Here is a 25,802-nt window from a genome sequence, read left to right as displayed (position 1 = left end):
ATGACGACGGGCGGGCCCACGGCCATACGTACGGAAGACTTCGGCACTCTCGCGGACGGTACCGGTGTCCAGCGCTGGACCCTGGAGCGGGACGGGACGCTGGTGCGGGTGCTGACCTACGGCGCGATCGTGCAGTCGGTCGAGGTACCGGCGCGGGACGGCACACGGACCGGGGTGGCGCTGGGGCTGCCGGACGTCGCGGGCTACGAGAAGTACCCGGGTCCGTATTTCGGGGCGGTGGTCGGGCGGTACGCGAACCGGATCGCGGGCGCCTCGTTCGTCCTGGACGGCACCGGGCACCGGGTGACGCGCAACGAGGGCCGCAACCATGTGCACGGCGGGACGCGCGGCTTCGACAAGCGGGTGTGGCAGGCGCGGGAGGTCCCGGACGGAGTCCGCCTCTCGCTGGTCGCGCAGGACGGCGAGGAGGGCTTTCCCGGGCGGCTCGCGTTCTCGGTGACGTACAGCCTGGACGCGGGCGGGGCGCTGCGGATCGGGTACCGGGCGACGACGGACGCGCCGACGGTGCTGAATCCGACGAACCACACGTACTGGAACCTGGCGGGCGCCGACAGCGGCAGCGCGCTCGGGCAGCAGCTGCGGATCGCGGCCGGGCGGATCACCCCGGTGGACGGCGAGGCGGTGCCGACGGGTGAGCCGGCGCCGGTGGCGGGGACCCGGTTCGACTTCCGGGGGACGAGGGCGGTCGGTGCGGGGTACGACCACAACTTCGTGCTGGACGCCCCCGACGGGGACGCCGTCGCCGCGGAGCTGTACGACGCCTGGTCGGGGCGGGTGCTGACGGTGCGCACGACGGAGCCGGGGCTTCAGCTGTACACCGCCGACCACTTCGACGGGCCGCCGTACGGGCCGTGCGCCGGGATCGCGCTGGAGACCCAGCACTTCCCGGACTCCCCGAACCGGCCGGAGTTCCCGAGCACGGTGCTCCGGCCGGGCGAGGAGTTCGTGTCGAGCACCGTGTACGGGTTCTCGGTGCGTTGACGGGGCTGCACGGGGTGCCGGTGCGCCGACGGGTATACGGGTTCCCGGTGCGCTGACGGGTATGACGGATTCCCGGTGCGCTGACGGCTTCCCGGCGCGGGTGGCTATTCCTTGATCTCCACCGTGGCGCTCGCCCGGACATCGCCCAGCGAGTGGGCGGCCTGGACCTCGTAGGTGCCGGGGATCAGCCTCCAGCCGCCCGCGGTCTCGTCCCAGATCTCGTACGAGCGCCGCTCCAGCGGGACGGTGACCTCGACGCTCTCGCCGGGTGCCGCCTCCACCCGGGCGAAGCCTGCCAGCCAGCGGGCCGGACGCGGGGCGTCGGTGCCCGGCGTCCGCGGGGCCAGGTAGATCTGGACGGTCTCGCCGCCGGGGCGCGGGCCCGTGTTGCGGACGCGGACCGTGACCGATTCGGCGGTGGCTTCGGCGCTGTCGTACGCCCAGGTCGTGTAGCCGAGCCCGTGGCCGAAGGGGTACGCGGGCGTCGTGCCGGTCCGCTCCCAGGCGCGGTAGCCGATGAAGACTCCCTCGTCGTAGTGGAGTTTCCCGTCGGTGGGGGTGGTGCCGGAGACCGGGACGTCGGCCAGGGTCACCGGCCACGTGGTGGGGAGCCGGCCGCCCGGTTCGGCGGCACCGAGCAGGACGTCGGCCAGCGCGTGGCCCGCCTCCTGTCCCGGGAACCAGCTGAGCAGGACGGCGGCCACCTCGTCGCGCCACGGAAGCTCCACCGGAGAACCGGAGTTGACGACGACGACGGTACGCGGGTTGGCGGCGGCGACCGCCCGGACCAGGTCGTCCTGGCGGCCGGGGAGCCGCAGGTCCGTGCGGTCGAAGCCCTCGGACTCGACGCGTTCGGTGGTGCCGACGACCACGATCGCGGTGTCCGCCGCGCGGGCCGCCTCGACGGCCTCTGCGATCATGTCGTCCGCGTCGCGCTGCGGGCCGAGGTGGGCGAGCGAGAAGGACACCGCCTGGATCGGGGCGGCCGTGACCGGCTCGACGACGTGGTGCAGCGAGACCTCGACGGGTTCGCCCGCGGTGAGGGGGACCCGGCCGCGCTCGACCGGTGCGCCGAAGAACGCCTCGATCGGGTCGGCGCCCGGGGCCGGGTGGTGGGTGCCGTCGTACAGGACGCGGCCCGCGACCGTGAGGGTGAAGGCGCCGGTGCCCCGGGTGCCGAAGGTGTGCTCGCCGCTCTCGCGCGGGGTGAACGTCCCGGTGATCTCGATGCTGTGGAGCGTGTCGTGGGTGACGCCGTCGGGAAGGTCGGCGCCGATCCACTGGATCTGTCCGTTGTGCAGCGCGGCGGTGCCCAGCGTCGCGCCGGACGCGTCGCGGCACTCGGCCGAGAGGTCGAATCCCCCTTCGGCGGTGGCGAGTTCATCGCTCGGGTCGGCGCCGACGACGTAGCGGAGGGTCCCTTCGGGGAGCGCGGCGGTGAGGCCGTCGAGCGGCGGGACGATGTGGTCGGGGAAGACCTGCGCCGAGCCGCCGCCCAGCACCCGGGCGTCCCGGGCCAGGGCGCCGATGAGGGCGACGGTGCGGTCCGGGGCCGGGGAGAGCGGCAGGGTGTCCCGCTCGTTGCGGACGAGGACGAAGGAGCGCCGGGCCACCTCGCGGGCCAGCGCCGCGCCGTCGATCCCGGCGGGGACGTCGGCGGGGGCGACGGCGGGCGGGGCGCCTTCGAGGGCGCCGGTCCGGGCGGCGAGCAGCAGGATGTTGCGTACGGCGGTGTCGACGGCCGCCTCCTGGACCTCACCGGCCCGGACGGCGGCGGCGAGCGCTTCGCCGTACACGGTCCGGGGGCCGGGCATCGCGGCGTCGAGTCCCCCGGTGAGCGCGCCGGTGGTGGAGCGGGCGGCCAGCCAGTCGGAGACGATGAAGCCGTCGAAGCCCCATTCGCCGCGCAGCACCTCGTTCTGGAGGTAGCGGTGCTCGGTCATCGTGGAGCCGTTGACCTGGTTGTACGCGGACATGATGCCCCACGGGTGGGCGTTCTTGACGATCCGTTCGAACGGGGCGAGGTAGAGCTCGCGCAGTGGCCGCGGGGCGACGATGTTGTCGACGGTGAAGCGGTCGGTCTCGGCGTCGTTGGCGACGAAGTGCTTGACGGTGGTGCCGACTCCGCCGTCCTGTACCCCGCGCACATAGCCGGTGCCGATCTCGCCGGTGAGGTACGGGTCCTCGCTGTACGCCTCGAAGTGGCGGCCGCCCAGCGGGGAGCGGTGCAGATTGACGGTCGGGGCCAGCAGGACGTGCACGCCCTTGCGGCGGGCCTCCTGGGCGAGCAGCCGGCCGGCCCGGCGGGCGAGGGCGGGGTCCCAGGTCGCGGCGAGCGCGGTGGGCGAGGGCAGGGCGACGGAGGGGTCGGCGGCGGTCCAGCGGACGCCCCGGACGCCGACGGGGCCGTCCGACATGACGAGCGGGCGGAGGCCCACGGCGGGCATGGCGGGCAGGGACCACATGTCCTGGCCGGCCAGCAGGCGCGCCTTGTCGTCGAGGCCGAGCGCGGCGAGCGCCGCTTCGACCGCGGCCCCACGGACCGCCTCGGGGTTGCTGGGTGTGGACGCGGCTGCCACGGCCGTACCTCCTCGTCGAGTTCCTGCGAAGGTCTCCATGGTGACTCGGAACCAGTAGATCAGTAGGGTTTGTTATCTATTTGTTATCATCGGGCCGGATGGATTCCTTCATGACGTACGGTCCTGCTGACAGCGCCGGGCAGTACGGAGAGGGGCCGACGATGGCACGGGCCAGGAGCGAGGAGCGGCGGGCCGAGATCCTGAGCGCCGCCCTCGAAGTGATCGCCGAGCGCGGCTACCGGGGCGCCTCGCTGAACGCGGTGGCCGAGCGGGTGGGTCTGACCCAGCAAGGACTTCTGCACTACTTCCCGACGAAAGAGGCACTGCTCGTCGCGGTGCTGGAGGACCGGGACCGCTGGGACACCGGTGGCGCACCGGGCGACGGGTCCTGGCGGCCGGAGCTGCTGAGCTCGCTGGTGGAGTACAACGCGATGCGTCCCGGCATCGTCCAGACCTTCTCGGCACTGCTCGGCGAGAGCGTCACGGAGGACCACCCGGCGCGGGAGTTCTTCACCCGGCGCTACACGCAGGTCCGTGCCCGGATGGCGGCGATGCTCCGGGCCGAGTACGGCGACCGGCTGCCGGGCGGGCAGAGCCCGGAGCAGGCTGCGGTGCTGTTGGTGGCGGTGCTGGACGGCCTGCAGTACCAGTGGCTGCTGGACCCGGAGTCGGTGGACATGCCGGGTGCGTTCCAGGATTTCCTGCGGCTGCTGCGACAGAACCCTCCACCGGCCCCTGACACGCGGAGTGACCAGGGATGACGCCATAGCAAGAAAGATCGACAACGGTCTCCTGCGGGTGATCTTCGGCGGCTGAGGCGCTTTTTGCCCGGGGACGCCGCGCGCCGGCCTCAGGGTGATCCTTATGCCTAACTCCTTGACGGATTACTCCACTTCTGACTCTTCTTCCGCCAACTCCTCATCGGAGAAGCCTTCTCGGCGTCAGGTGGTCGCCGGGGCGGCCGCCGGTGCCGCCGCCCTGACCGCGACCGCCGCGGGCGCCCCGCCCGCCGGTGCGGCGCCGGCCGGTGCCGTCACCGCCGCGGTGTCCGGGTCCGACTGGAACACCTGCCTCACCGTGGCCCGCGCCATCCTGGTGCGGGACGAGAACGACGAGCCGCTGGTGCCCCGCTACCGGGAGGTGCTGCTGGGCGCGGGCCTGCCCCGGTCCGGCGGCGCCCCCAAGAAGGTCCTGGTCATCGGTGCCGGACCGGCCGGGCTGACCGCGGCCCATCTGCTGCGCTCCGCCGGGCACACCGTCACCGTCATCGAGGCCAACGGCAACCGGGTCGGCGGCCGGATCAAGACCTTCCGGTCCGGCGGCCACGAGAAGTCCGAGGCGCCCTTCGCGGACCCGAAGCAGTACGCCGAGGCCGGGGCGATGCGCATCCCGGACAGCCACCCGTTGGTCACCGGGCTGATCGACAGTTTCGACCTGAAGCGCCGCCGCTTCCACCTCGTCGATGTGGACGGCGGCGGCCGGGCGGCCAACCGCACCTGGATCCAGGTCAACGGCGTCCGGGTCCGGCGCGCCGATTACGCGAAGAAGCCCCGGGCGGTCAACCGCTCCTTCGGCGTGCCCGCGACGTACGAGAACACACCCGCGTCCCAGATCGTGCGGGACGCCTTCGCCCCCGTACGGAAGAAGATCGACGGCAAGGAGGGGGCGGACCTCGTCAAGGGCTGGGCGGAGGTGATCCAGGAGTACGGGCACTGGTCGATGTACCGCTTCCTGACCGAGGCCGCCAAGCTCGACGTGCGCACCGTCGACCTCATCGGCACGGTCGAGAACATGACCTCGCGGCTCCATCTCGCCTTCGTACACAGCTTCATCGGGGCCTCGCTGATCAGCCCGGACACCGCGTTCTTCGAACTGCCCGCCGGTACCGCCACGTTGGTCGACGCCATGTACGGACGGGTCAAGGACCTGGTGCGGCTGGACCGCCGGGTCACCCGGATCAGCCACGGGGCGGACGGGGTCAGTGTCGAGACGGTCTCCGAGGGACGCGGCGGGTCGGTCGAGCGGGAGACGTTCACCGGTGACCGGGCGATCGTCACCGTGCCGTTCTCCGGGCTGCGGCACATCCCGGTCCGGCCCGCGATGTCGTACGGCAAGCGCCGCGCGGTCACCGAGATCCACTACGACGCGGCGACCAAGGTCCTCCTCGAATTCAACCTGCGCTGGTGGGAGTTCGAGGAGAAGGACTGGAAGGAGCAGCTGGACCGGGTCCGCCCGGGGCTCTACGACGCCTACCGGCTCGGCCGGGCGCCCGCCGACGGTTCACTGCTCGGCGCCCACCCTGCCGTACCGCCCGGCCATGTCCCGGACGGCCAGCGGGCGCACTACGCGGCCTGCCGGGCCATCGCCCGCAACCAGCCCGAGGCGGCCCATGTCTTCGGCGGCGGCTCGGTGACGGACAACCCCAACCGCTTCATGTTCCAGCCCTCCTACCCGGTCGGCGGCAGCCCCGGCGGCGTCGTCCTCGCCTCCTACAGCTGGGCCGACGACGCCCTGAAGTGGGATTCTCTGGAGGACGACGAGCGTTACCCGCGCGCCCTGGCCGGGATGCAGGAGGTCTACGGGCAGCGCATCGAGGTCTTCTACACGGGCATCGGCCGCACCCAGTCGTGGATGCGTGACCCGTACGCGTACGGCGAGGCGTCCGTACTCCTGCCCGGCCAGCACACCGAGCTGTTCCCCGATGTCCGCACGCCCGAGGGGCCGTTGCACTTCGCGGGCTGCCACACCTCGGTCAAGCCCGCCTGGATCGAGGGGGCGCTGGAGTCGGCGGTCCGCACGGCGCTGGAGGTCCACAGCGCCTGACCGGCTCCCGGACCGTGGGGCCCGATCGTCGCTCAGGCGCCGTCGACCGGGTACGGGTGGGGCGCCGGGGCCGTCGCCGGGGCGGCGTTCGTCGCATAGCCACCGTCGGCACTGTCGGCCCCGTCGGCCCTGCCTGCCGCGCCTGCCCCACCGGCGCCTTCGGGCGCGACCAGGTCACGGACCATCAGGGTGGCTCCGGCGACGGCGCCCGGCATCAGGAACACGGCGACGAACGGGACCAGGAACGCGAGTGTCAGCGGAACGCCGAAGCCGAGCACCAGCATCCGGCGTCCGCGCAGCAGAACCAGCCGGTCCTTCAGAACCATGCCGCGGCGCTGGAGTGCCACAGCGGTGAGCTCTTCGGACAGGAAATAGCCGGAGACGCAGAAGCCGATGGCGGGGACGACGGTCTGTCCGAGGACCGGGATGAATCCGAGGCCGAAGAGGATGATTCCGTACAGGGCGACGCGCAGCAGGATGCGGAGGGAGTCGCGGGCGGAGATCCACAGTTCGCGCCAGAGCGGCAGCCCGGACTCGGGGACCTCGCCGCCCTCGCTGCGGTCGACCTCCTCGGAGAGCGACTCGTAGAACGGCTGGCCGACCAGCAGGGTCACGGCGGTGAAGGTGATGACCGCCAGGAACAGGCCGAAGACGAAGACGAGGACGACGAGGGTGTTGCGCAGCAGGCCCAGCCAGGGCGAGGACCAGTCGTCGGCGAACGGGGTGGCCCAGGCGACGAAGTCGTCGGCTCCGTAACCGAGTCCGATCAGCGCGCCCGCGTACACGATCAGGGTGACGAGTCCGGGCAGCAGCCCGAATCCGAACCATCGTCCGTGCCGGACAGCCCAGCGCTGCCCCTTCATCAAATAGCCGAAGCCCGCCCCGAGATCACTCATGGGCGTCAGGGTACTTGCGCTCCGGCACGGACGAGGGCCGCACCCCCGGTGACGGGGATGCGGCCCTCGGGCGAGCGGCCGGGTGGGGTCGCGTCGGGTGTGGTGGCGTCGGGTCAGGTCAGGCGACCGACAGCTCGACCTTGATGTTGCCGCGGGTCGCGTTCGAGTACGGGCAGACCTGGTGGGCCTTCTCGATGAGCGACTGGGCGGTGGCCTTGTCGACGTTCGGGATGGAGGCGGAGATCGCGACCTCCAGGCCGAAGCCACCGGCCTCGTTCTTGCCGATGCCGACCGACGCGGTCACGGTCGAGCCGGAGATGTCGGCCTTCTCCTGGCGGGCGACGACACCGAGCGCGCCCTGGAAGCAGGCACTGTATCCGGCCGCGAAGAGCTGCTCCGGGTTTGTGCCGCTGCCGCTGCCGCCCATGGACTTCGGCGGGTTGACGATGACGTCGAGCTTGCCGTCGTCGGAGGAGACGCGGCCGTCACGGCCGTTCTCCGCGGTGGCGACGGCGGTGTAGACGACGGCGATGTTCTGGATGCTCATGCTGAGGATTCCTCCTGCTGATGCGCCGCGACTCGCGCCCACGATCGCGACGGCCTGGGATGAGACTAACGGGTGTGCCGGGCGGACCGGATGCCGGTCACGCGACGGACACGATCATCTTGCCGGTGTTCTCGCCGCGCAGCAGGCCGAGGAAGGCGTCGAAGCCGTGCTCGATGCCCTCGACGACCGTCTCGTTGTACTTCAGCTCGCCCGAGGCCAGCCAGCCGGCGACCTCCTTGACGAACTGGGGCTGAAGCGCGGCGTGATCGTTGACGAGCATGCCCTGGAGACGCAGCCGCTTGCCGATGATCAGCGCCATGTTGCGCGGGCCGGGGACCGGCTCGGTGGCGTTGTACTGGGCGATCATTCCGCAGATGGTGGCGCGGCCGTGCACGTTGAACGAGGCGAGCGCGGCTTCCAGGTGCTCGCCGCCGACGTTGTCGAAGTAGACGTCGATGCCGTCGGGAGCGGCGGCCTCGAGCTGGTCCCGGACCGGGCCGCTCTTGTAGTTGAACGCGGCGTCGAAGCCGTACTCCTCGACCAGGAGCCTTACCTTCTCGTCGGAGCCCGCCGAGCCGATGACCCGCGAGGCGCCCTTGAGTTTCGCCAGCTGGCCGACCTGGCTGCCCACCGCACCCGCGGCGCCGGAGACGAAGACGGCGTCGCCCTCCTTGAAGGAGGCGACCTCGAACAGGCCCGCGTAGGCGGTCATGCCGGTCATGCCGAGCACGCCGAGGTAGGCGGAGAGCGGGGCCAGGTCCGGGTCGACCTTCAGGGCGTGCTCGGCGGGCACGTCGGAGTACTCGCGCCAGCCGAGGCCGTGCAGGACGTGGTCGCCGACGGCGATGCCCTCGGCGTTCGAGGCGATGACCTCGCCCACCGCGCCGCCCTCCATGGGGTGGTCGAGCTTGAAGGGCGGGGCGTACGACTTCACGTCGTTCATCCGGCCGCGCATGTACGGGTCGACCGAGAAGTACTTGTTGCGGACGAGGACTCGGCCCTCGGCCGGGGCGACGACCGAGACCTCACGCAGCGCGAAGTCCTCGGCCTTGGGCCAGCCGTGCGGGCGGGCGACAAGGTGCCATTCACGGCTGGACGTGGGAAGAGCTGCAGACATGGGCTCGGGGTCTCCTCTGTGTCGTGTCTCTGTGTCGTGTCTATGTCGTACGGAAGTGCCTCACGGACGGGAAGCTCCCGCCGGGCAAAAAAGCTTCATGACGTGAAACAACCATGCTCCTGAATATTTCATGTTGTCAAGTAAATGGGTACGCTGGGTGTCATGGCCACCCGCACAGACCCCCTGACCCTTGAGGTCGTCGAGCTCATCGGCACCGTAGTGGCGCGCTACTACGAGGAGTACGACCGCGCCGCGGCGGCGCACTCGCTCACCGGGGCGCAGGCACGGGTCCTCGGGCTGCTCTCCCTGGAGCCGATGCCGATGCGGAAGATCGCCCAGAAGCTGAAGTGCGAGCCGTCGAACGTGACGGGGATCATCGACCGGCTGGAGTCCCGGGAGCTGGTGGAGCGCAGGCCCGACCCGGCCGACCGGCGGGTGAAGCTGGCGGCTCCGACGGAGAAGGGCGCCCGCACGGCTCGGGAGCTGCGTGATTCGCTGCACTTCGCCCGGGAGCCGCTGGCCGGGCTCTCGGACGCGGAGCGCACGGTGCTGCGGGACCTCCTGCGCCGGATGCTGGGCGAGGACCTGTAGGGCGATCCCGCGACCCCGTAGCGGTACGGCTTCTTCCGGGGCTACGGGGCAGCCCTCAGGTGCACCACCACAGGAAGCGGACGCAGGTCTCGGTCGGTTCCGGGTCGGGCTCCGGGGGCTCCGTCGGGGCGGGCCCCGTCGGCTCGTCGCCGGGCTCCTCGGGGCCCGGCGGGTCGGCCGGTGAGCCGGACTCCCCGGGGCCCGGCGGTGCGGAGGACGGAGTGGAGTCCTGCGGCGGTCCCGAGGCGTCGGAGTCCTCCGGGCCGGGCCCGCCGCCCGTTCCGGAGCCGGCCGGGTGGCTGTCCGCCACCGGGACCACGGTGGGGCCTGTAGGGCCTGTGCGGTCGGAGGGTGTGGTGTCCGGCGGACCGGGCCGCTCGGGCCGGACGCTCGACGAGGGCTCCGGGGCGGGTTCGGTGCGGGTGGCGGTGGATTCCCGTACGTAGTCCGCCGCACCGTCGTCGTGCCTCGGCTCGACGGCCAGCTCGGCCAGGCTCAGCGCCCCGGCGGCGAGGACGAGCCCGAGGACCGTGAGCAGGGCCGTCCGGCCGCGCCTGCGGTGCCCGCGAGAATCGCCGCCGCGCTGCTTCCCACGGCCGCCGCCGCTCTTTCCGTCGCCGCCCCTCTTCCCGCCATCGGCCGGCTCCGGCTCACGCCCGCTTCGTCGCGGGGCCCGTCCGGCCGCGACGCGGGCACGGCGACGCTGCCCCCCGGAGGCGGGCGGCACGGGAGGCACGGGGGGCTCGTCCGGCGGTTCCGGTTCGTGGCCGGTGTACGCGGGGGCGGCATAGGGGCCCAGCGCCTCGACGGGGGTTCCGCACCCGGCACAGGCCAGGGCGCCGTTGAGATGCCGTTGGCACGGGTGGCAGTAATCCATTGCGCCCGCAGAGTAGACGCGTACAGAACAACGGCGGAAGCCGCGGACGTGAGGATCGTGTGAGGAAGCTCAGTTTCCCCTGCGCGCCGGTCCGATACGTCCGGCACACGGGAGGATGGGCGGCATGACCGCTCCCGCCCCGTTCGGGCCCCTCCAGTTCCAGCTCGTCCTGCTGCGCCGGATGGCCGACCACCAGCCCGGTCTGGTCGAGGAGGCCCGACTGGAACTGAGCGCCTCGCTCGCCGACATGCGGGAGGCGAACCGCCACTGGCAGGCCATGGTGCGCGCCCCTCGGGGCGGCAGGTCCAAGGGGGCCCTGCGCCGCTACCGCTCCGTGCTCGGCGAGCCCGAGCTGACCCTGCCCCGGAAGGTCGGCGACCTGGAGTGCGAGGCGCTGCTGTGGCCGGTGCCGCTCTGGCCCGACCTGCGGTTCGAGGTGATGGCCGCGCCGGGCGGAGCCGTATGGAACGAGTGGCTCGTGCGCGCCCCGGGGACGGCAGGCCCCGAACTGCGCACCGCCGCGGACCTGCGCCCGTGGTCGTGCACCGTGGACGAGGTCGCGCGGGCCTTCGCCCCGGCCCGGCCGATGGAGGGCAGCGCGCCGACCCGATGGGCGCTCGCGATCACCGAGCCGGACAGCGGGCGGCCCTTCGTCGCCGAGTTCACCTGGGGGCTGTTCCAGCGGCTGCTCCCCGGCCGACCCGGCTGACCCGGCACGGCGCCGCACCGGCCCGCACTCACACGGCGCTCACCTGGCGCTCCGTCAGCTCCGTTCCCTCTTACGGCTCATCCCAGCGCGCGCCGGGACTCCGGGCGCGTCACGATGCGAAGAGAACCGGCTGCCGCCGGTGCCCCACATCAGCGCTCTCGGGAGAACCTGCCGTGACCGTCAGCCTTGAGCAGTTGCGCCGTTGCCATATCGCCGTCGATCTCGGGGCCGCGAGGACCCGTGTGTACGTCAAAGGGCTCGGCCTCGTCGTCGACGAGCCGAGCGTCGCCGCCGTGAACACCCGTACCGGATCACTCATCGCCGTCGGCGCGCTCGCCGAGCAGATGACCGGCCGCACACCCGAATACATCCGGGTGGTCCGCCCCGTCTCCGGCGGCACCGTCGTCGACATCGAGATGGCCCAGCGCATGCTGCGCCATCTGCTCGGCGAGAAGCTCCGCCGCCAGCTGCGCCGCAAGCCCCGGCTGCGCGCCGCCGCCTGCACCCCGCACGACAGCGATCCGCTGGCCCAGCGCGCCGCCGTGGAGACCCTGGTCGGGCTCGGCGCCCGGCGGGTGGAACTGGTCGACACCCTGATCGCGGCGGCCGTCGGCTGCGGACTGCCGGTCGAGCAGCCGACCGCCACCATGATCATGGTGTGCGGGGCCGCCACCACCCAGATCGCGGTGCTCTCGCTCGGCTCGATCGTGACCGCCGTCCGGATCCCGATCGGTGGCGACGCCATCGACCACGCGGTGATCCAGCATCTGCGCCAGCACCACGAGTTGATGCTGCCGAGCCAGTCCGTGCGCCCCTTGCAGCTGGCGCTCAGCGGCAACGGCCTCACCCCCGGGGGCCCCGCCCTGACCGAGATCCACGGCCGTGACGTGGCCACCGGCCTGGCCCGCTCCGTGCAGGTGGACACCGCCGCCGTCCGGCAGGCCATCCACACCCCGCTCACCGCGGTGCTCGACGGCCTGGGCAAGGTGCTCCGCGACTGCCCGCCCGACCTGGTGGCCGACCTCGCGGACCGGGGGATCATGATGGTGGGCGGCAGCGCACTGCTGCCCGGCCTGGACCAGATGCTGCGTGACGCGACCGGAATGCCGGTGCAGATCGCCGAACGGCCGGACGTCTGCTCCGTGCTCGGTCTGGGAGCCATGCTGGACGGCAAGATCCAGCCGCTGGTCCTCAACCCGCTGGCGGGCTGAGCGGCCCAGGGGGCGATGCGCATGACCGAGGAGCACGGACCGGCCGGAGCGGGCGGAGCGGCGGACTCCGCCGGGGAGCCCGGAGCGGGCGGAGAAGCCGGGGCGGGCGGAGCGGGCGTCGGGGGGACAGCCACGCGGCGGTCGGCGAAGCCCCGGCTCCCGATGCTGCTGGAGGCGGTCCTCAGCGTCGGCAGCGATCTCGAACTGCGCACCACGCTCCAGCAGATCGCGGAGACCGCCACCGCGCTGACCGAGGCGCGCTACGGCGCACTCGGCGTCCTGGACCCCGAAGAGGGCCGGATCACCGAGCTGTACACCGCCGGGATGAGCGACGAGGAACGGCAGCACATCGCGGGCTTCCCGGACGGCCGCTCGGGCATCCTCGGCGTACTGATCGAGGACCCGCAGCCCCTGCGTTCCGACGACCTGACCGCCGACCCGCGCGCGGCGGGCCTGCCGCCGGGGCACCCTCCGATGCGCTCCTTCCTCGGCGCGCCGATCCGGGTACACACCCAGGTGTTCGGCAACCTCTATCTCGCCGAGAAGCGCTCCGGGCACTTCACCGACACGGACATGGCGCTGCTGCGGGTCCTCGCCGCCCAGGCCGGGATCGCGATCGGCAACGCCCGGCTCTACGAGACCGCCCGGCAGCGGGAACGCTGGATCGAGGGGGCCGCCGCCGTCACCACGGCCCTGCTGACCGGCACGAACGCCTCCGACGCCCTGATGACCGTCGCCGAACGGGCCAGGGTGCTCGCCGGCGCGTCGGCCGGAGTGGTCCTCCAGCCGACCGACGAGGGCGGGATGGAGATCGTGGCCGCCTCCACGCTGGACGATCCGGCGGGCATCGTGGGGACGACCATCGCGCCCGGCTCCCCCGTCCTGGTGCAGCTGCTGGGCGGCGAACCGGTCTTCATCACCGACTCGGCGACCGATCCCCGGATGACCACCGAGGTACGGTCCCGGTTCGGGCCCAGCATGATGCTGCCGTTGCAGAGCGGCGGCCGGCTCATCGGCACGCTGGCGCTGCCCCGGCGGCGCGGCGAGCGCCCGTACTCGGCCGTGGACCGGCTGCTGGCCTCGCAGTTCGCCTCACAGGCGGCGCTGGCCCTGGTGATGGCGGACGCGCAGCACAACCGGGAGCAGCTCGCGGTGTACGAGGACCGCGACCGGATCGCCCGGGATCTGCACGATCTGGTCGTCCAGCGGCTCTTCGCGACCGAGATGATGCTGGAGTCGACCCGCCGCCGGGCCGCCTCCGGGGAGACCGACGAGCTGCTCGGCAAGGCCGTGGACGAGCTGGACTCCACCATTCAGGAGGTCCGGACGACGATCTTCGCCCTCCAGCAGCCGCCCGCCGAGGTCCCCGCCACCTTCCGCGGCCGGGTGCTGCGGGAGACCGGTGGAGCGGCGGCCGTGCTCGGCTTCCAGCCCTCGGTGCACTTCACGGGCGCGGTGGACGCGCTCGTGGGCGAACCCGCGGACCAGGAGCTGCTGACCGCCCTGCGCGGTGCGCTGGCCGCCGCGCACCGCAGGGCCGGGGTGTCGGCCATCGAGGTGGAGGTGGACGCGACGGCCCGGCTGCCCGACGGGCGGAGCGCGGTGCGGCTGGTGGTCGCGGACGACGGGCGCGACGAGGACGGCAGCCGGTCGACGACGGTGACCTGGCAGGCACCGCTCTGAGACCCGGCGGCGAGGGGCCGGGTGCCGGGACACGGTGGGGGGCCGGAGGCCGGGTACCGGGTACCGGAACGGCTGCGGGGACAGCGGGGCCGGGTGGCGGGACGGCTGCGGGGACAGCGGGGCCGGGACGGCCAGGGACGGCTAGTGGGACGGTGCCGCTCTCAGCGCGATCCTGGTGTTGGAGTGCGCCACTCCCGCGTCCCGTTTGAGCCGCCGCAGCAGCGCGTCCAGGGCGCCGGCGTCGGCCGCCGTGGCGCGTACGAGGTAGTCGTGCCCGCCCGTCACATGCACCACCTCGGTGATGCCGGGAAGCATCAGCACGGAGCGCTCGAACTCCTCGTTCGTCGTGTCGAGGCGCAGGCTCACGTCGATGAAGACGACCAGGCCGGAGCGGGTGTCGGCGGCCGGGTCGACGATGACGGTGAAGCCGCGGATGACTCCGTCGCGGCGCATGCGGCGTACCCGGTCGCCCGCGGCGTTGGCGCTGAGCCCGACGCGTACGCCCAGATCGCGGTACGAGATCCGCGCGTCTTCCTGGAGAATGCCGAGGATTTCCCTGTCCAGCCGGTCCATGCCGCGATTCTCGCAGCCCGCGCCGATCGGCGACGGGGCTCGTGGAGCCCGCAGGGCCCTCGGTGCCGGTGGGGGCGGTGGCGCGCACGGGTCCGGAACGGCGGCGGTCGTGGGGCCATTGGGGTGTCCGGTGCGGCGTGCGCCCCGCATGGAGCAACCCAGCGGGCCCGGGGTTCCCCCGCGTCCTTGACTTGACCCGTGGATACAGCCGTCAAGCAGTCCCCCGTACCGGCCGGCCGGCAGTCCTCGGCCGCGTACCGCAATCTGGCCGTGGCCACGATCGGTTTCGCGCTGACCTTCTGGGCGTGGAACCTGATCGCGCCGATGTCCGGTGACTACAAGGAACGGCTCGGGCTCAGCTCGTTCCAGCAGTCGTTCCTGGTGGCCGTGCCGGTGATCGTCGGTTCGCTCGGGCGTATCCCGGTGGGTGCGCTCACCGACAAGTACGGCGCCAGGCTGATGTTCCCCGTCGTCTCGGCGCTCACGATCGTGCCCGTGCTGCTGCTGATCCCGGCGAAGAACTCGTACGGGGCGATGCTCGCCGTCGGCTTTCTGCTGGGGCTCGGCGGCACCACGTTCGCGATCGGCATTCCGCTGGTCAACTCGTGGTTCCCGCCCGCCGACCGGGGCCTGGCGCTCGGTGTGTTCGGAATGGGCATGGGCGGCGTGGCGCTGTCGGGCTACTTCACACCGCGCATCGCCGAGCACGGGGACAACCTGCCGTTCCTCGTCGTCGCGGCGGCACTGGCGGTGTACGCGATTCTCGCCGCCGTCCTGGTCAGCGACCGGCCCGACCGGCAGATCCCGACCGACACACTGGCCCACCGGCTCGGCGAGGCCGGGCGGCTGCGGGTCACCTGGGAGCTGTCGGCGCTGTACGCGATCGGCTTCGGCGGCATCGTGGCCTTCGGGGTGTATCTGCCGACGTATCTGAAGACCTGGTACGACATGTCGCCGACCGAGGCGGGCACCAAGGCGGCCGGGTTCGCGCTCGTCACCGTCATCTTCCGGCCGATCGGCGGCTGGCTCTCGGACCGGATCCACCCGGCGCTGGTCACCTCGGTGGCGCTGCTGGTCGCCGCCCTGATGGCGATCGTCCAGGCGTTCGACCCGGAGCTGATGCCGGTCGGCACGATCGCGCTGCTCGTCATGGCGGCCGGGCTCGGCACGTCGAGCGGCAGTATCTTCGCCCTGGTCTCGCAGGTGACGCCCCAGCCGAAGGTGGGCAGCGTGACCGGCATCGTCGGCGCGATGGGCGGTCTGGGCGGCTTCGTACCGCCGCTGGTCATGGGCGCGATCTTCACCGCCAAGGATTCGTACTCGATCGGATTCATGCTGCTGTCCGATCTGGCGCTGGCGGGCAGTGTGTACGCGTACGGCCGGATGCGGAACATCAAACGGGACGGCTGAGTCCGCACCCGTGTGGGCTAAGACGTGCGAGTAAAGACGTGCGAGTAAAAGAACGGCAGCGTCCCCGCCGGGACGCTGCCGTTCGTCGTGGGGCGGTCAGCGTGCGGCGGGAGTCGCCGCGCGCCGCTGCGTGAACTGCTTCACCCAGTAGGCCGTCCGGTCCAGGTAGGCCGTCTCGGCGGCTGCCCCGGTCTTTCCGTACGCGCCGTCGAAGGTCTGGTAGCCGTGTCCGGCGGGCGGGGTGCTCGACGCCGGTTCGATCGAGCTGCCCTCGTGCCACTCGTTGAAGGAGGTGACGGAGACCCAGGTGGGCGATCCGCCGATGGCCGGGTCGAGCGCGTTGCTCCATTCCAGGTCGTAGGAGGCACCCTTCTCCCGGCCCAGGGTGGGTGTGGTGTTGCCGGGCACGGCCCGGTCGTCGACGTACCCGGGGGCCACCGAGGGCGCCCAGACCAGCCCATTGGCCTTGGCGTAGTCCCCCGCCTGCTTCCAGCCGGGGGCCGTGGCACCGGCGATGCCGTCGTAGGTGTAGATCCCGCCGAAGTGGGCGACCTTGGTGGTGTCGGTGGTCTGGGCGAGGACGACGGCGCTGTCGCGGACGGCGTCCAGGGCCGACCAGTCCTGGATCTTCAGGCTCTCGAAGATGTAGAACGCCGGGCGGTTCCCGTGCGCGGCGTCCCGGTAGTAGGCGGGATGGCTGCCGTACTTCCCGTTCAGATAGGCGATGTCGTCGACCACGGAGGCCGCCGTCCTGCCGCTGTACGGCTCGATGTGCCAGGCGACCTCGATCCCGTGGCGGGCCGCGGCGTCCAGTACCCGCCCGGCGAGCGAGTCCTCGTAACCCCCCTGTCCCCACCAGCTGTAGACGAGGACACCGGCGCCCGACCGCTCGATCCACTTCATGTGCTGCTCGACGGCCCCGGCGACATCACCGGAGTCGTACGGGCCGAGCTTCGGGTAGAGGTCGGCGCCGATGCTTTCCGGCGGGGTCCGACCGCCCTGCTGCCAGTGGCGCCAGCTGCCGTACGTGCCGGGGTTGCCGTACCAGGGGTAGTAGAAGAGGTGCACATCGGACGAGCCCTTCACCTTCGGCGCCTCGGTGCCCAGGGTGAAGTAGTCGACGTCGAAGAGGGCGCCCGCTCCTCCGGTGAACCTCAGGAACAGGGGGCCCGAGCCGGTGGCGGTGAGGGAGGCGGTCACCTCCGTGAAGGTCTCCCAGCCGCCGGTCGGGGCGACGGCCACCGATCCGAGCAGCGGCCCGGTGGCCGACCCGGAGCGCACCTCGACGGTGCCGCCCGCCCCGGCCGAGGAGACCCTCGCGGTGAAGGAGGTGGCCCCGGCCGTGCCGACCGAGGCGTAGCCCGCCCAGTCACCGTGGTCGATGTACCCGAGCGTGGCACCGCCGCCCGCCCCGGCGTGCCCGGCGCTCTGCACACCGGACGCGGAGGTGTACGACTCCGCTTCCACGGTCCGGCCCCCGGGGTCCGGGGTGCCGGAGCCGCAGTCGGCCGGCACCGCTCCGGCGGCGTACTGGATGCCGCCGAGCAGCAGTTGGCGGAAGGACGGGTCGCTGTAGGACTCGGCGGTGTGGCCGAGACCGGTGTAGAAGGACCGGCCCTGCTGCTGCGGGTGGCACCAGGTGATGGGGTGGTCGCCGCCCATCTCGCCGCCGGTGTAGCTGCTTTCGTCCAGGCTCTGCAGCACATGGACGTCCTGGCGGGGATTGGTGCGGTAGTTGTACCACTCGTCGGTCCGGGTCCAGACGTCCTGGAGGTGCGCGGTCGCCGGGTGGGCGCGGTCCTCGGTGACGACTTTCGCCTGCTGGATCGCCGGGTGGCTCTTGAACCGGGCGCCGACGAGCTTCTCGTACGCCGGCCAGTCGTACTCCGTGTCGGCGGCGGCGTGGACGCCGACGAATCCGCCGCCGCCCTCGACGTAGGCCGACAGCGCGTCCTGCTGCGCGGTGTTCAGGACGTCGCCGGTGGTACTGAGGAAGACCACCGCCTCGTACCCGGCGAGATTCTGCGGGGTGAAGGCACCGGCGTCCTCGGTGGCCCGGACGGTGAAGCCGTCCGCCGCGCCGAGCTGCTGGATCGCGGTGATGCCTGCCGGGATCGAGTCGTGCCGGAATCCGGCGGTCTTGGAGAAGACCAGCACGTCGTACGGGTCGGCGGCCGGGGCGGGTGCGGCCTCGGCGGCTCCCGCCGGGGCGGGGGCCAGGAGCGCGGCGCCGACGACCAGGGTGGCGGCGCAGGCGATCCGGCGTGCGTGGCGGGCCAGTTGGCGTCTCATGAGTCGGTCACCCTTCCGTCGCGAAGGTGAAGGCATCGACGTCGAACAGGTTCCCCTGGCCCGTGACGCCCTTGAAGACGAGGAAGAGTTTCGTGGATCCGGCGGGCGCGTTCTTCACGTCCGCCGAGACGTCCTTGAACGTCTCCCAGCCGCCGGTGGGTGTGACGGCGAGGGTGGAGAGCAGCGTGCCGGTGGCCGAGCCCGCGCGCAGTTCGATCGTGCCGCCGGGTCCCGCCGACGAGACCCTGGCCGAGACACGCTTCGCGTTGCCCAGGGCGTACGGCTCGAAGGAGACCCAGTCACCGTTGTCGGTGAAGCCGACGGTGGCGCCGCCCTCGGCGGGTCCGTGCTGGGCGACCTCGGTGCCGGACTGGGCCGCGAAGTGCTCGGCCTGCCGGTGGCGGGGCTGGAGGATGCTGTCGCTGTGGGTGGTCAGTCCGCCCGCGTCGGTGTATTCGGCGTCGAAGACCCCGTAGATGTTGGCGGCGCTGTCGTGCTCACCGTCGACGGGCACGTCGATGGTGCCGGAGCAGCCGTTCTTCGAGGTGATCTGGTGGCGGTGGCTGTCGTGGCCGAGGAGATAGGTGACCTTGACCTTCGCGCAGTCGACGGTGCCGTCCTCCGGGTCGGTGGCCGTGACGGTGAAGGGCACGGAGTCGCCGAAGGAGAAGAGCGCGCCGTCCACGGGGGTCTTCAGGGTGACGGTGGGGGCGGTGTTGCCCGCCGACACGACGAGGCTGGCCGTCGCGGTGAGCCCTTCCGGGTCGGTGACGGTCAGGGTCGGGCGGTAGGTTCCGGCGGTGGTGTAGGTGTGGTGCGGTGCGGCCTCGGTCGAGGTGGCTCCGTCACCGAAGTCCCAGGCGTGGCGCAGTGCTCCGCCCTCGGGGTCCGTGCTCCCGGCCGCCGTGAAGGCGACGGCCAGCGGGAGGGGCCCGGAGGTGCGGTCCGCGGCGGCCTTGGCGACCGGTGAACGGTTGCTGCCGGCCAGGTACTCGACGCGGTACAGCGCCTGATTGCCCGATCCGGTGCCGTAGTCCAGGACGTACAGCGCACCGTCCGGGCCGAACGCGGAGTCCATGACCTGGGTCCCGGTCCAGGGGAAGGTCTCGATCACCCCGGGCGATCCGTCGGACTTCACCTCGATCGGCTTGATCCATTTGCGGCCGTACTCGGCGGCGAAGAAGCGGCCGTCGAGCGAGGCGGGGAACTTCACGGACGAGTCGAGGTTCGCGTCGTAGCGGTAGACGGGACCCGCCATCGGCGATTCGGAGCCGCCGCCGAACTCCGGCGGGGAGCCCGCGTCACCGCCGTACTTGATCCAGGCGGGCTTCACGGCGGGGAGCTTGGGCAGTCCGGTGTTGCGGAAGGAGTTGTTGGCCGGGCCGCCCGCGCAGTCGTACTTCGCACCGGCCGGGCCGCTGGGGAAGGTGTACTCGCCGTACGTCTCCGAGGCCGTGTTCGTACCCGTGCAGTAGGGCCAGCCGAAGTTGCCGGGGCCGGTGACGCGGTCGAACTCCACCTGGCCGCTGGGGCCGCGGGCGGCGTCGGTGGTGCCCGCGTCAGGTCCGTAGTCCCCGATGTACACGGTGCCGGTGGGCTTGTCGACGGACATCCGGAACGGGTTGCGGAAGCCCATGGCGTAGATCTCCGGCCGGGTCCGCGCGGTGCCGGGGGCGAAGAGGTTGCCCGCCGGGACGGTGTAGCCGCCCGCGGCGGTGGGCTTGATCCGCAGGAGCTTCCCGCGCAGGTCGTTGGTGTTCCCGGAGGAGCGCTGGGCGTCGAACTGCGGGTTGCGTGCGGCGCGTTCGTCGATCGGCGCGTATCCGGCGGACTCGAACGGGTTGGTGTCGTCGCCGGTGGTCAGATAGAGGTTCCCGGTGGCGTCGAAGTCGATGTCGCCGCCGACGTGGCAGCACTGGCCCCGGTCGTTGGGGACTTCGAGGACGACCTTCTCGCCGGCCTTGTCCAGCGTGCCGTCGGTCTTCAGCGTGAACCGGGAGAGGTTGAGGTGGCCCTTCCACGGTTCGAAGTCGGCGGCGGTTCCGGTGACGGGGGCGTCGCCCGCCGGCGTGCTCAGCTTGGGTGAGTAGTACAGGTACAGGTAGCGGTTGTTCGCGAAGTCCGGGTCGGCCGCGACTCCTTGCAGCCCTTCCTCGTCGTGCGTGTAGACATCGAGCTTGGCGGCGGTCTTCGTGGCTCCGGAGGCGTCGGTCAGCCGGACCGTGCCGTCCCGGGCGGTGTGCACGACGGACTTGTCCGGGAGGACGGCGAGGGACATGGCCTCACCCAGTTCGTCGGGTCCCAGGGCCAGTTGGACCTGCTGGTAGTCGGCGGCGGGGATGTCGGCCGGGGCCTGGATCGCGGTGGGGGCGGCGGGCTCGGCCATCGCGGTACCGGCGGCGAGGCCGCCGGTGGCCACCAGGGTGAGGGCGATGACCGCTCTGGACCACAGCGAGGGGGACAAAGACATGAACGCTTTCCTTCCTGACGGTGCGTGGGGTTGTCAGGCAAGGCGCTGTCGCGCTTTGCGACGTGCGGGTGCGGCCGGGCGGCGGGGAGCAACGGACAGGATTTTTCTGTCTGTCCGCAACGAGATGCTCGACCGAAGTGAACTTTTTGCATGCTGGCAACGTGGAATTAATTTGTCAATGCTGTATCCAAATCTCCGCCGGATGCCCCGTGCAGCCATCCGCGCGCCGGTTCGGAGCCCTTGGAGGGTGGTACGAGGGTGTTTTCGGGAGACGGAAGCGCTTCACGCCTGACCAGGGCCGCCCCGTCACCCCTGGTCCGCCCGCTGGACGCGCTCGGACGGCAGCGGTCCGCCTGCCGGACGCGCCCCTACGTTCGGCGGTCCGCCCGCCGGACGCGCCCATACGTTTGGACCGTGCGGCGAGGCGCCGTAGTTGTCGTCGCGCGCCCGCCGGGGACGACCGGACAGCCCTTAGGGTTCGCAGGGTGATGTCACTTCTTCCCGCACTCCAGGACGCGTCCGGCCCGCACGCCGCGCGCGAAGCCGTCCGGTTCGACGAAGACTCCCTGTCCTACGCGCAGTTGACCGCGGCCGCCGACGCGCTCGCGGCCCGGATCACCGGCGCGGGCCGGATCGCGGTATGGGCCACACCCACCGCGCGGACCGCGGTCGCGGTGGTGGCCGCCCTGCGGGCGGGGGTGCCCGCGGTACCGCTGAACCCGAGGACGGGCGAACGGGAGCTGGCGCACATCATCGCCGACAGCGCGCCCTCGATGGTGCTGGCCTCGGCCGCCGACGTACTGCCGCCCGCGCTGGCCGCACTGGAGCGGGTGGATGTGAGCACGGACGCGGGTCCGGCCGGCTCCGCGTTCCCCGAGCCCTCCCCCGAGTCCCCCGCGCTGATCGTCTACACCTCCGGCACCACGGGCCCGCCCAAGGGCGCGATCCTCCCCCGGCGGGCGATCGCCGCCTCGCTGGACGCGCTGGAGGACGCCTGGCAGTGGACCGCCGACGACGTTCTCGTACACGCCCTGCCCCTGTTCCATGTGCACGGTCTGATCCTGGGCGTCCTCGGCCCGCTGCGCCGGGGCGGTTCGGTACGCCACCTCGGCCGGTTCTCCACCGAGGGCGTGACCCGGGAGCTGTCCGCCGGGGGCACGATGCTGTTCGGCGTACCGACGATGTACCACCGGCTGGCGGAAGCGCTTGCCGATCCGTCCTCGTCCGGCGGCCTCGCGCGGGCGCTCGCGAACGCCCGGCTGCTGGTGTCCGGTTCGGCCGCGCTGCCGGTCCATGACCACGAGCGGATCGCGGCCGCGACCGGCCGCCGGGTGATCGAGCGGTACGGCATGACGGAGACCCTGATGAACACGGGTGTCCGGGCGGACGGCGAACCGCGCCCCGGCACGGTCGGCCCGCCACTGCCCGGCGTCGAACTCCGGCTGGTCGAGGAGGACGGCACCGTGCTCGACGACCCCGCGGCCATCGGCGAGATCCAGGTCCGCGGCCCGAACCTCTTCAGCGGCTATCTCAACCGCCCCGACGCCACGGCCTCCGCGCACACCGAGGACGGCTGGTTCCGTACGGGCGACGTGGCCACCCTGGACCCGGACGGCTATGTCCGGATCGTCGGCCGCAAGGGCAGCGACCTGATCAAGAGCGGCGGCTACAAGATCGGCGCGGGCGAGATCGAGAACGCCCTGCTGGAACACCCGGGCGTCCGCGAGGCCGCCGTCACCGGCGAACCGGACGCGGACCTCGGTGAGCGGATCGTCGCCTGGGTGGTGCCGTCCGACCCCGGATCACCCCCGTCGGAACAGGAGTTGGCGGACCATGTGGCCGCCCAGCTGGCCCCGCACAAGCGCCCGCGCACCGTGCGCTACCTGGACGCCCTGCCCCGCAACGACCTGGGCAAGATCATGAAGAGGTCGCTCCATGTCTAGCCGCATGACGGCCCGCGAGGCCATCGCCGCCGTCACCGCCGGCTTCGACGAGCACCCGCCTCCCGGGCGCCCCGCCCCGGCCGACGGGCCGCTCGCCTGGACCGGGTACGGGCAGGCACGGGCCCGCGCCGCCGCGCGTACCGGCGAGGAGGAGTCCGTCGTATACGGCACCGGCGCGGTCGGCGGACGGCCGTGCGCGCTGATCTCCTTCGAATTCGGCTTCCTGGGCGGCTCGTTGGGGCAGTCCACCGGGGACCGGCTGGAGGCCGCGTACGCGCTGGCGCTGGAGCGGCGCGTCCCGCTGGTCGCCCTCGTCGCGACGGGCGGCAGCCGGATGCAGGAGGGCATGGTCGCGCTGACCCAGCTCCAGCGGGTGGCCCGCGCCTCGGCCCGGCTGCGCGCCGCCGGACTGCCGCAGATCGCGGTGCTGCGCGATCCCACGACCGGCGGCGGCTGGGCCACGGTGGGCGCGGGCGCCGATGTGGTGCTGGCGCTGCCGGGCGCGCAGGTCGGGTTCGCCGGGTCCCGGGTGCGGCCCGCCGACGCGGACCCGTACGCGTACACCGCCGAGGGTCAGCTGGCCGCGGGCCAGATCGACGCGGTCGTCGCGCCGGGCGAGCTGGCCGGGACGGTGGCCCGCTGGCTGCTCGCGCTCGGGCCGCACGACGCCCTGCCCGCCGCGCCGGTGCCGCGCGCGCTCTCGGCAACCGGCCTCCCGGAGACCGGCCGGGACGCCGTGGAGCAGGCCCGCGCGACGGGGCGGCCGCACGCCGCGGCGTATCTGGACGACTACTTCGACCATCTGCTGCCGCTCGTCGGTGACCGGTGCGGCGGCACGGACGCGGGGCTGCTGTGCGGCTTCGGGCTGCGCGGGGACCGGCCGGTCGCGTACGTCGCCCAGTGCGGCACCGCGACCCGTCCGGCCGGGTACCGCACGGCGGCCCGGGTGATCCGGCTCGCGGACCGGCTCGGCGTACCCGTCCTCACCCTGATCGACACCCCCGGAGCGGCGAACGACGCCGAGGCGGAACGGGCGGGCGCGGGTGCGGCCATCGCCGACACCTTCGCGGCGATCGCGGAGGCCCGGGTGCCGGTGACCACCCTGCTGATCGGCGAGGGCGGCTCGGGCGGCGCGCTGGCCCTCGCGGCGCCGGACAACACCCATGTCACACCGGACAGTTACTTCTCCGTCATCGCCCCCGAGCTGGCGGCGGCGATCCTGAAGCGCCCGGCGGCCGAGACCGGCGCCACGGCCGACCAGCTGCGGCTGCGTCCGCAGGACCTGGTCGAACTGGGCATCGCGCGCTCGATCGTGGGCGAGGAGGAGACGGCGTGACCATGGCATAACGGCCGCACGCCATGCCTCCGCCTTCTGCTCGTCGACTGGCTCGTCGACCGCATGGCCGAGGACCCGCGCCCCATAGACGAGCGCTCCCGCCGCGTGTACGCGCACGCCTACGCCGACGCGTACCAGGCGATCCACGCCGGGAACGCCTGGTACCGGACGTTCAACCGCGACATCGCCGACCAGAAGAGCTACGGCCCGGTGACCACCCCGCTCCTCGTCCTCGCGGGCGGCGCCGAGACCTACGCGCGCCTGAGCGAACTCATGCCGGCCAAGGGGCTGGACACCCGGGTCGTGCGGATCGACGACTGCGGGCACTACATCCCTGAGGAGCAACCGCAGGCCGTCGTCAACGAATTGACCGCATTTCTCGGCTGACCGCCGCCATCCCTGCCCCGTCCCCTCCGCTAGGGCTGCGGGTCCCGCGCGTCGTAGCGGAGGAACCCGCGCCACCGCAGCGCCAGCAGGGAGACCGCGACCACACAGGCGACACCGCCGCCGGTGACGGCCACGGCCGGGGAGGTCAGATCGGCGACCGACCCGGCCAGGAAGTCCCCGAGCCGCGGCCCGCCCGCCACGACGACGATGAAGACGCCCTGGAGGCGCCCGCGCATCTCGTCCGGCACCGCCGCCTGGAGCATGGTGCTGCGGAAGACCATGGAGATCGTGTCGGCGCACCCGGCGAGCGCGAGGAGGACCAGCCCGAGCCAGAGCTGCCGGGTCAGCCCGAAGACGGCGATGGCAGAGCCCCAGCAGGCGACGGCGACCACGACCGCGAGCCCGTGCCGCCTGATCCGCCCGAGCCAGCCGGAGAACACGCCGCCCAGCAGCGCCCCGAACGCCGGAGCGGCGACCAGCAGCCCGGTGGTCTTCGCGTCGCCGCCGTACCAGACCACGGCGACCACCGGGAAGAGCGCCCGCGGGTGGGCGAGCACCATGGCGCACAGGTCGGTGAAGAACGTCATCCGCAGATTGGGCCGGGTCCCGAGGAAGCGCAGCCCGTCCAGCACGGAGGCCCGCTTCTTCACCGCCCCTTCGTCCTCCTCGCCCCGGTCCGGGAGCATCGAGGGCAGCCGCCACATCGCGTACAGGGAGGCGGTGAAGGTGACGGCGTCGACGGTGTACGCGGCCCGGTAGCCCCACCAGCCGACGATCAGCCCGCCCAGCATCGGGCCGACGAGCGCCCCGGTCGTGCTGGTCATGGAGCTGAGCGCGTTGGCGGCAGGCAGCTGCTCGGCCGGGAGCAGCCGGGCGATCATCGAGGTGCGGGCCGGTGAGTTGAGCGCGAAGCAGACGGCCTGGAGGGCGACGACCGCGTACAGCAGCTCCACCCGCTCCACCCCGGCGACCGTCACGGCCATCAGCCCCACGGACAGCAGGAACGACCCGGAGGCGCTGAAGAGCCCGAGTCTGCGCCGGTCGACGGTGTCGGCGACGGCCCCGCCGTACAGCCCGAACACGACGAGCGGCACGAGCGAACAGAACCCGATGAGCCCGACCGAGAAGGCGGACCCGGTGATGTCGTAGACCTGGAGCGACACGGCGAGTGCCGTCATGCCCTGCCCGATCCAGGACACCGTGTTCCCGAACCACAGCCGCCGGTAGTCGGGCGAGGTACGCAGCGGGGTCAGGTCGGCGAATATGCGCGTGCGGTATACAGGTTGTTCGGTCGATTCGGTCACGGGCGATGATAGCGAGCACCCCACCGCCGGCCGCCCCGCTTCAGGCCATCCC

The 25,802-nt window shown here is 72.3% G+C and carries 20 protein-coding genes; 11 read left to right on the top strand and 9 right to left on the bottom strand.

The genetic code is table 11. From position 1 onward, the window contains the following. Positions 1–1,002 carry an aldose epimerase family protein gene (locus OG413_RS19425; RefSeq protein WP_266807177.1) on the top strand — a complete coding sequence of 334 codons (1,002 nt, stop codon included), beginning with the start codon at positions 1–3 and terminating at the stop codon, positions 1,000–1,002. Positions 1,003–1,106: 104 nt separating this feature from the next. Here OG413_RS19425 and OG413_RS19420 read toward each other — a convergent pair whose 3' ends face one another. Continuing rightward, positions 1,107–3,581: a glycoside hydrolase family 3 protein gene (locus OG413_RS19420; RefSeq protein ID WP_266807176.1), complete on the bottom strand. Its 2,475-nt coding sequence runs from the start codon at positions 3,579–3,581 to the stop codon at positions 1,107–1,109. A 161-nt stretch (positions 3,582–3,742) separates the two neighbouring features. Here OG413_RS19420 and OG413_RS19415 point away from each other — a divergent pair, with 161 nt between their 5' ends. Both OG413_RS19415 and OG413_RS19410 read left to right on the top strand, forming a co-directional pair. Continuing rightward, positions 3,743–4,342 carry a TetR/AcrR family transcriptional regulator gene (locus tag OG413_RS19415; protein WP_266810251.1) on the top strand — a complete coding sequence of 200 codons (600 nt, stop codon included), beginning with the start codon at positions 3,743–3,745 and terminating at the stop codon, positions 4,340–4,342. 184 nt (positions 4,343–4,526) lie between these two features. Then, positions 4,527–6,404, top strand: coding sequence for an FAD-dependent oxidoreductase (locus OG413_RS19410; protein WP_266810249.1), 1,878 nt, complete (start codon positions 4,527–4,529; stop codon positions 6,402–6,404). A gap of 32 nt (positions 6,405–6,436) precedes the next feature. On the opposite strand, the gene OG413_RS19405 is transcribed toward OG413_RS19410, so the two are convergent. The 3 genes from OG413_RS19405 to OG413_RS19395 form a co-directional block, all read right to left on the bottom strand. Further along, positions 6,437–7,300, bottom strand: coding sequence for an EI24 domain-containing protein (locus tag OG413_RS19405; protein WP_266807175.1), 864 nt, complete (start codon positions 7,298–7,300; stop codon positions 6,437–6,439). Positions 7,301–7,418: 118 nt separating this feature from the next. Then, positions 7,419–7,847: an organic hydroperoxide resistance protein gene (locus OG413_RS19400; RefSeq protein WP_266807174.1), complete on the bottom strand. Its 429-nt coding sequence runs from the start codon at positions 7,845–7,847 to the stop codon at positions 7,419–7,421. Positions 7,848–7,944: 97 nt separating this feature from the next. Next, positions 7,945–8,964 carry an NADP-dependent oxidoreductase gene (locus OG413_RS19395; RefSeq protein ID WP_266807173.1) on the bottom strand — a complete coding sequence of 340 codons (1,020 nt, stop codon included), beginning with the start codon at positions 8,962–8,964 and terminating at the stop codon, positions 7,945–7,947. 162 nt (positions 8,965–9,126) lie between these two features. Between OG413_RS19395 and OG413_RS19390 the strand changes: the two genes are divergently transcribed. Further along, entirely contained in the window at positions 9,127–9,555 is a 429-nt protein-coding gene (locus OG413_RS19390; protein ID WP_266807172.1) for a MarR family winged helix-turn-helix transcriptional regulator, read from the top strand. A gap of 55 nt (positions 9,556–9,610) precedes the next feature. Here OG413_RS19390 and OG413_RS19385 read toward each other — a convergent pair whose 3' ends face one another. Continuing rightward, positions 9,611–10,432 (bottom strand): hypothetical protein, encoded by an 822-nt coding sequence (locus OG413_RS19385; protein WP_266807171.1) that lies wholly within the window; start codon positions 10,430–10,432, stop codon positions 9,611–9,613. A gap of 124 nt (positions 10,433–10,556) precedes the next feature. Between OG413_RS19385 and OG413_RS19380 the strand changes: the two genes are divergently transcribed. From OG413_RS19380 to OG413_RS19370, 3 genes are all read left to right on the top strand, one after another. Then, positions 10,557–11,141 (top strand): hypothetical protein, encoded by a 585-nt coding sequence (locus tag OG413_RS19380; protein WP_266807170.1) that lies wholly within the window; start codon positions 10,557–10,559, stop codon positions 11,139–11,141. Positions 11,142–11,314: 173 nt separating this feature from the next. Next, a complete protein-coding gene (locus OG413_RS19375; RefSeq protein ID WP_266807169.1) occupies positions 11,315–12,352 on the top strand; it encodes a rod shape-determining protein in 1,038 nt (345 codons plus the stop codon). Positions 12,353–12,514: 162 nt separating this feature from the next. Beyond that, positions 12,515–14,035: a GAF domain-containing protein gene (locus OG413_RS19370; protein ID WP_266810247.1), complete on the top strand. Its 1,521-nt coding sequence runs from the start codon at positions 12,515–12,517 to the stop codon at positions 14,033–14,035. Positions 14,036–14,176: 141 nt separating this feature from the next. Here the strand turns inward: OG413_RS19370 and OG413_RS19365 are convergent, their stop codons facing one another. After that, positions 14,177–14,608, bottom strand: coding sequence for an Lrp/AsnC family transcriptional regulator (locus OG413_RS19365; RefSeq protein WP_266807168.1), 432 nt, complete (start codon positions 14,606–14,608; stop codon positions 14,177–14,179). Between the two features lie 198 nt (positions 14,609–14,806). Between OG413_RS19365 and OG413_RS19360 the strand changes: the two genes are divergently transcribed. After that, positions 14,807–16,018, top strand: a complete 1,212-nt coding sequence (locus OG413_RS19360; protein ID WP_266807167.1) for a nitrate/nitrite transporter — start codon at positions 14,807–14,809, stop codon at positions 16,016–16,018. A gap of 96 nt (positions 16,019–16,114) precedes the next feature. Here the strand turns inward: OG413_RS19360 and OG413_RS19355 are convergent, their stop codons facing one another. Both OG413_RS19355 and OG413_RS19350 read right to left on the bottom strand, forming a co-directional pair. Then, positions 16,115–18,310, bottom strand: coding sequence for a ThuA domain-containing protein (locus OG413_RS19355; RefSeq protein WP_266807166.1), 2,196 nt, complete (start codon positions 18,308–18,310; stop codon positions 16,115–16,117). Between the two features lie 7 nt (positions 18,311–18,317). Further along, positions 18,318–20,780 carry a carbohydrate-binding protein gene (locus OG413_RS19350; RefSeq protein WP_266807165.1) on the bottom strand — a complete coding sequence of 821 codons (2,463 nt, stop codon included), beginning with the start codon at positions 20,778–20,780 and terminating at the stop codon, positions 18,318–18,320. 488 nt (positions 20,781–21,268) lie between these two features. Here OG413_RS19350 and OG413_RS19345 point away from each other — a divergent pair, with 488 nt between their 5' ends. The 3 genes from OG413_RS19345 (at position 21,269) to OG413_RS19335 (ending at position 24,446) form a co-directional block, all read left to right on the top strand. Then, positions 21,269–22,723, top strand: coding sequence for an acyl-CoA synthetase (locus OG413_RS19345; protein ID WP_266810245.1), 1,455 nt, complete (start codon positions 21,269–21,271; stop codon positions 22,721–22,723). Further along, positions 22,716–24,059 (top strand): carboxyl transferase domain-containing protein, encoded by a 1,344-nt coding sequence (locus tag OG413_RS19340; RefSeq protein WP_266807164.1) that lies wholly within the window; start codon positions 22,716–22,718, stop codon positions 24,057–24,059. Before OG413_RS19345 ends, OG413_RS19340 begins: the two co-directional genes overlap by 8 nt. A gap of 63 nt (positions 24,060–24,122) precedes the next feature. Further along, on the top strand, positions 24,123–24,446 hold the full coding sequence (locus OG413_RS19335) for an alpha/beta fold hydrolase (protein WP_266807163.1): 324 nt from the start codon (positions 24,123–24,125) through the stop codon (positions 24,444–24,446). Between the two features lie 29 nt (positions 24,447–24,475). Here the strand turns inward: OG413_RS19335 and OG413_RS19330 are convergent, their stop codons facing one another. Then, entirely contained in the window at positions 24,476–25,750 is a 1,275-nt protein-coding gene (locus tag OG413_RS19330) for an MFS transporter (protein WP_266807162.1), read from the bottom strand. Positions 25,751–25,802: the final 52 nt, after the last annotated feature.

Source organism: Streptomyces sp. NBC_01433 (genome assembly GCF_026340105.1).
Classification (GTDB): Bacteria; Actinomycetota; Actinomycetes; order Streptomycetales; family Streptomycetaceae; genus Streptomyces.
This window is presented reverse-complemented; position numbering and strand designations above follow the sequence as displayed.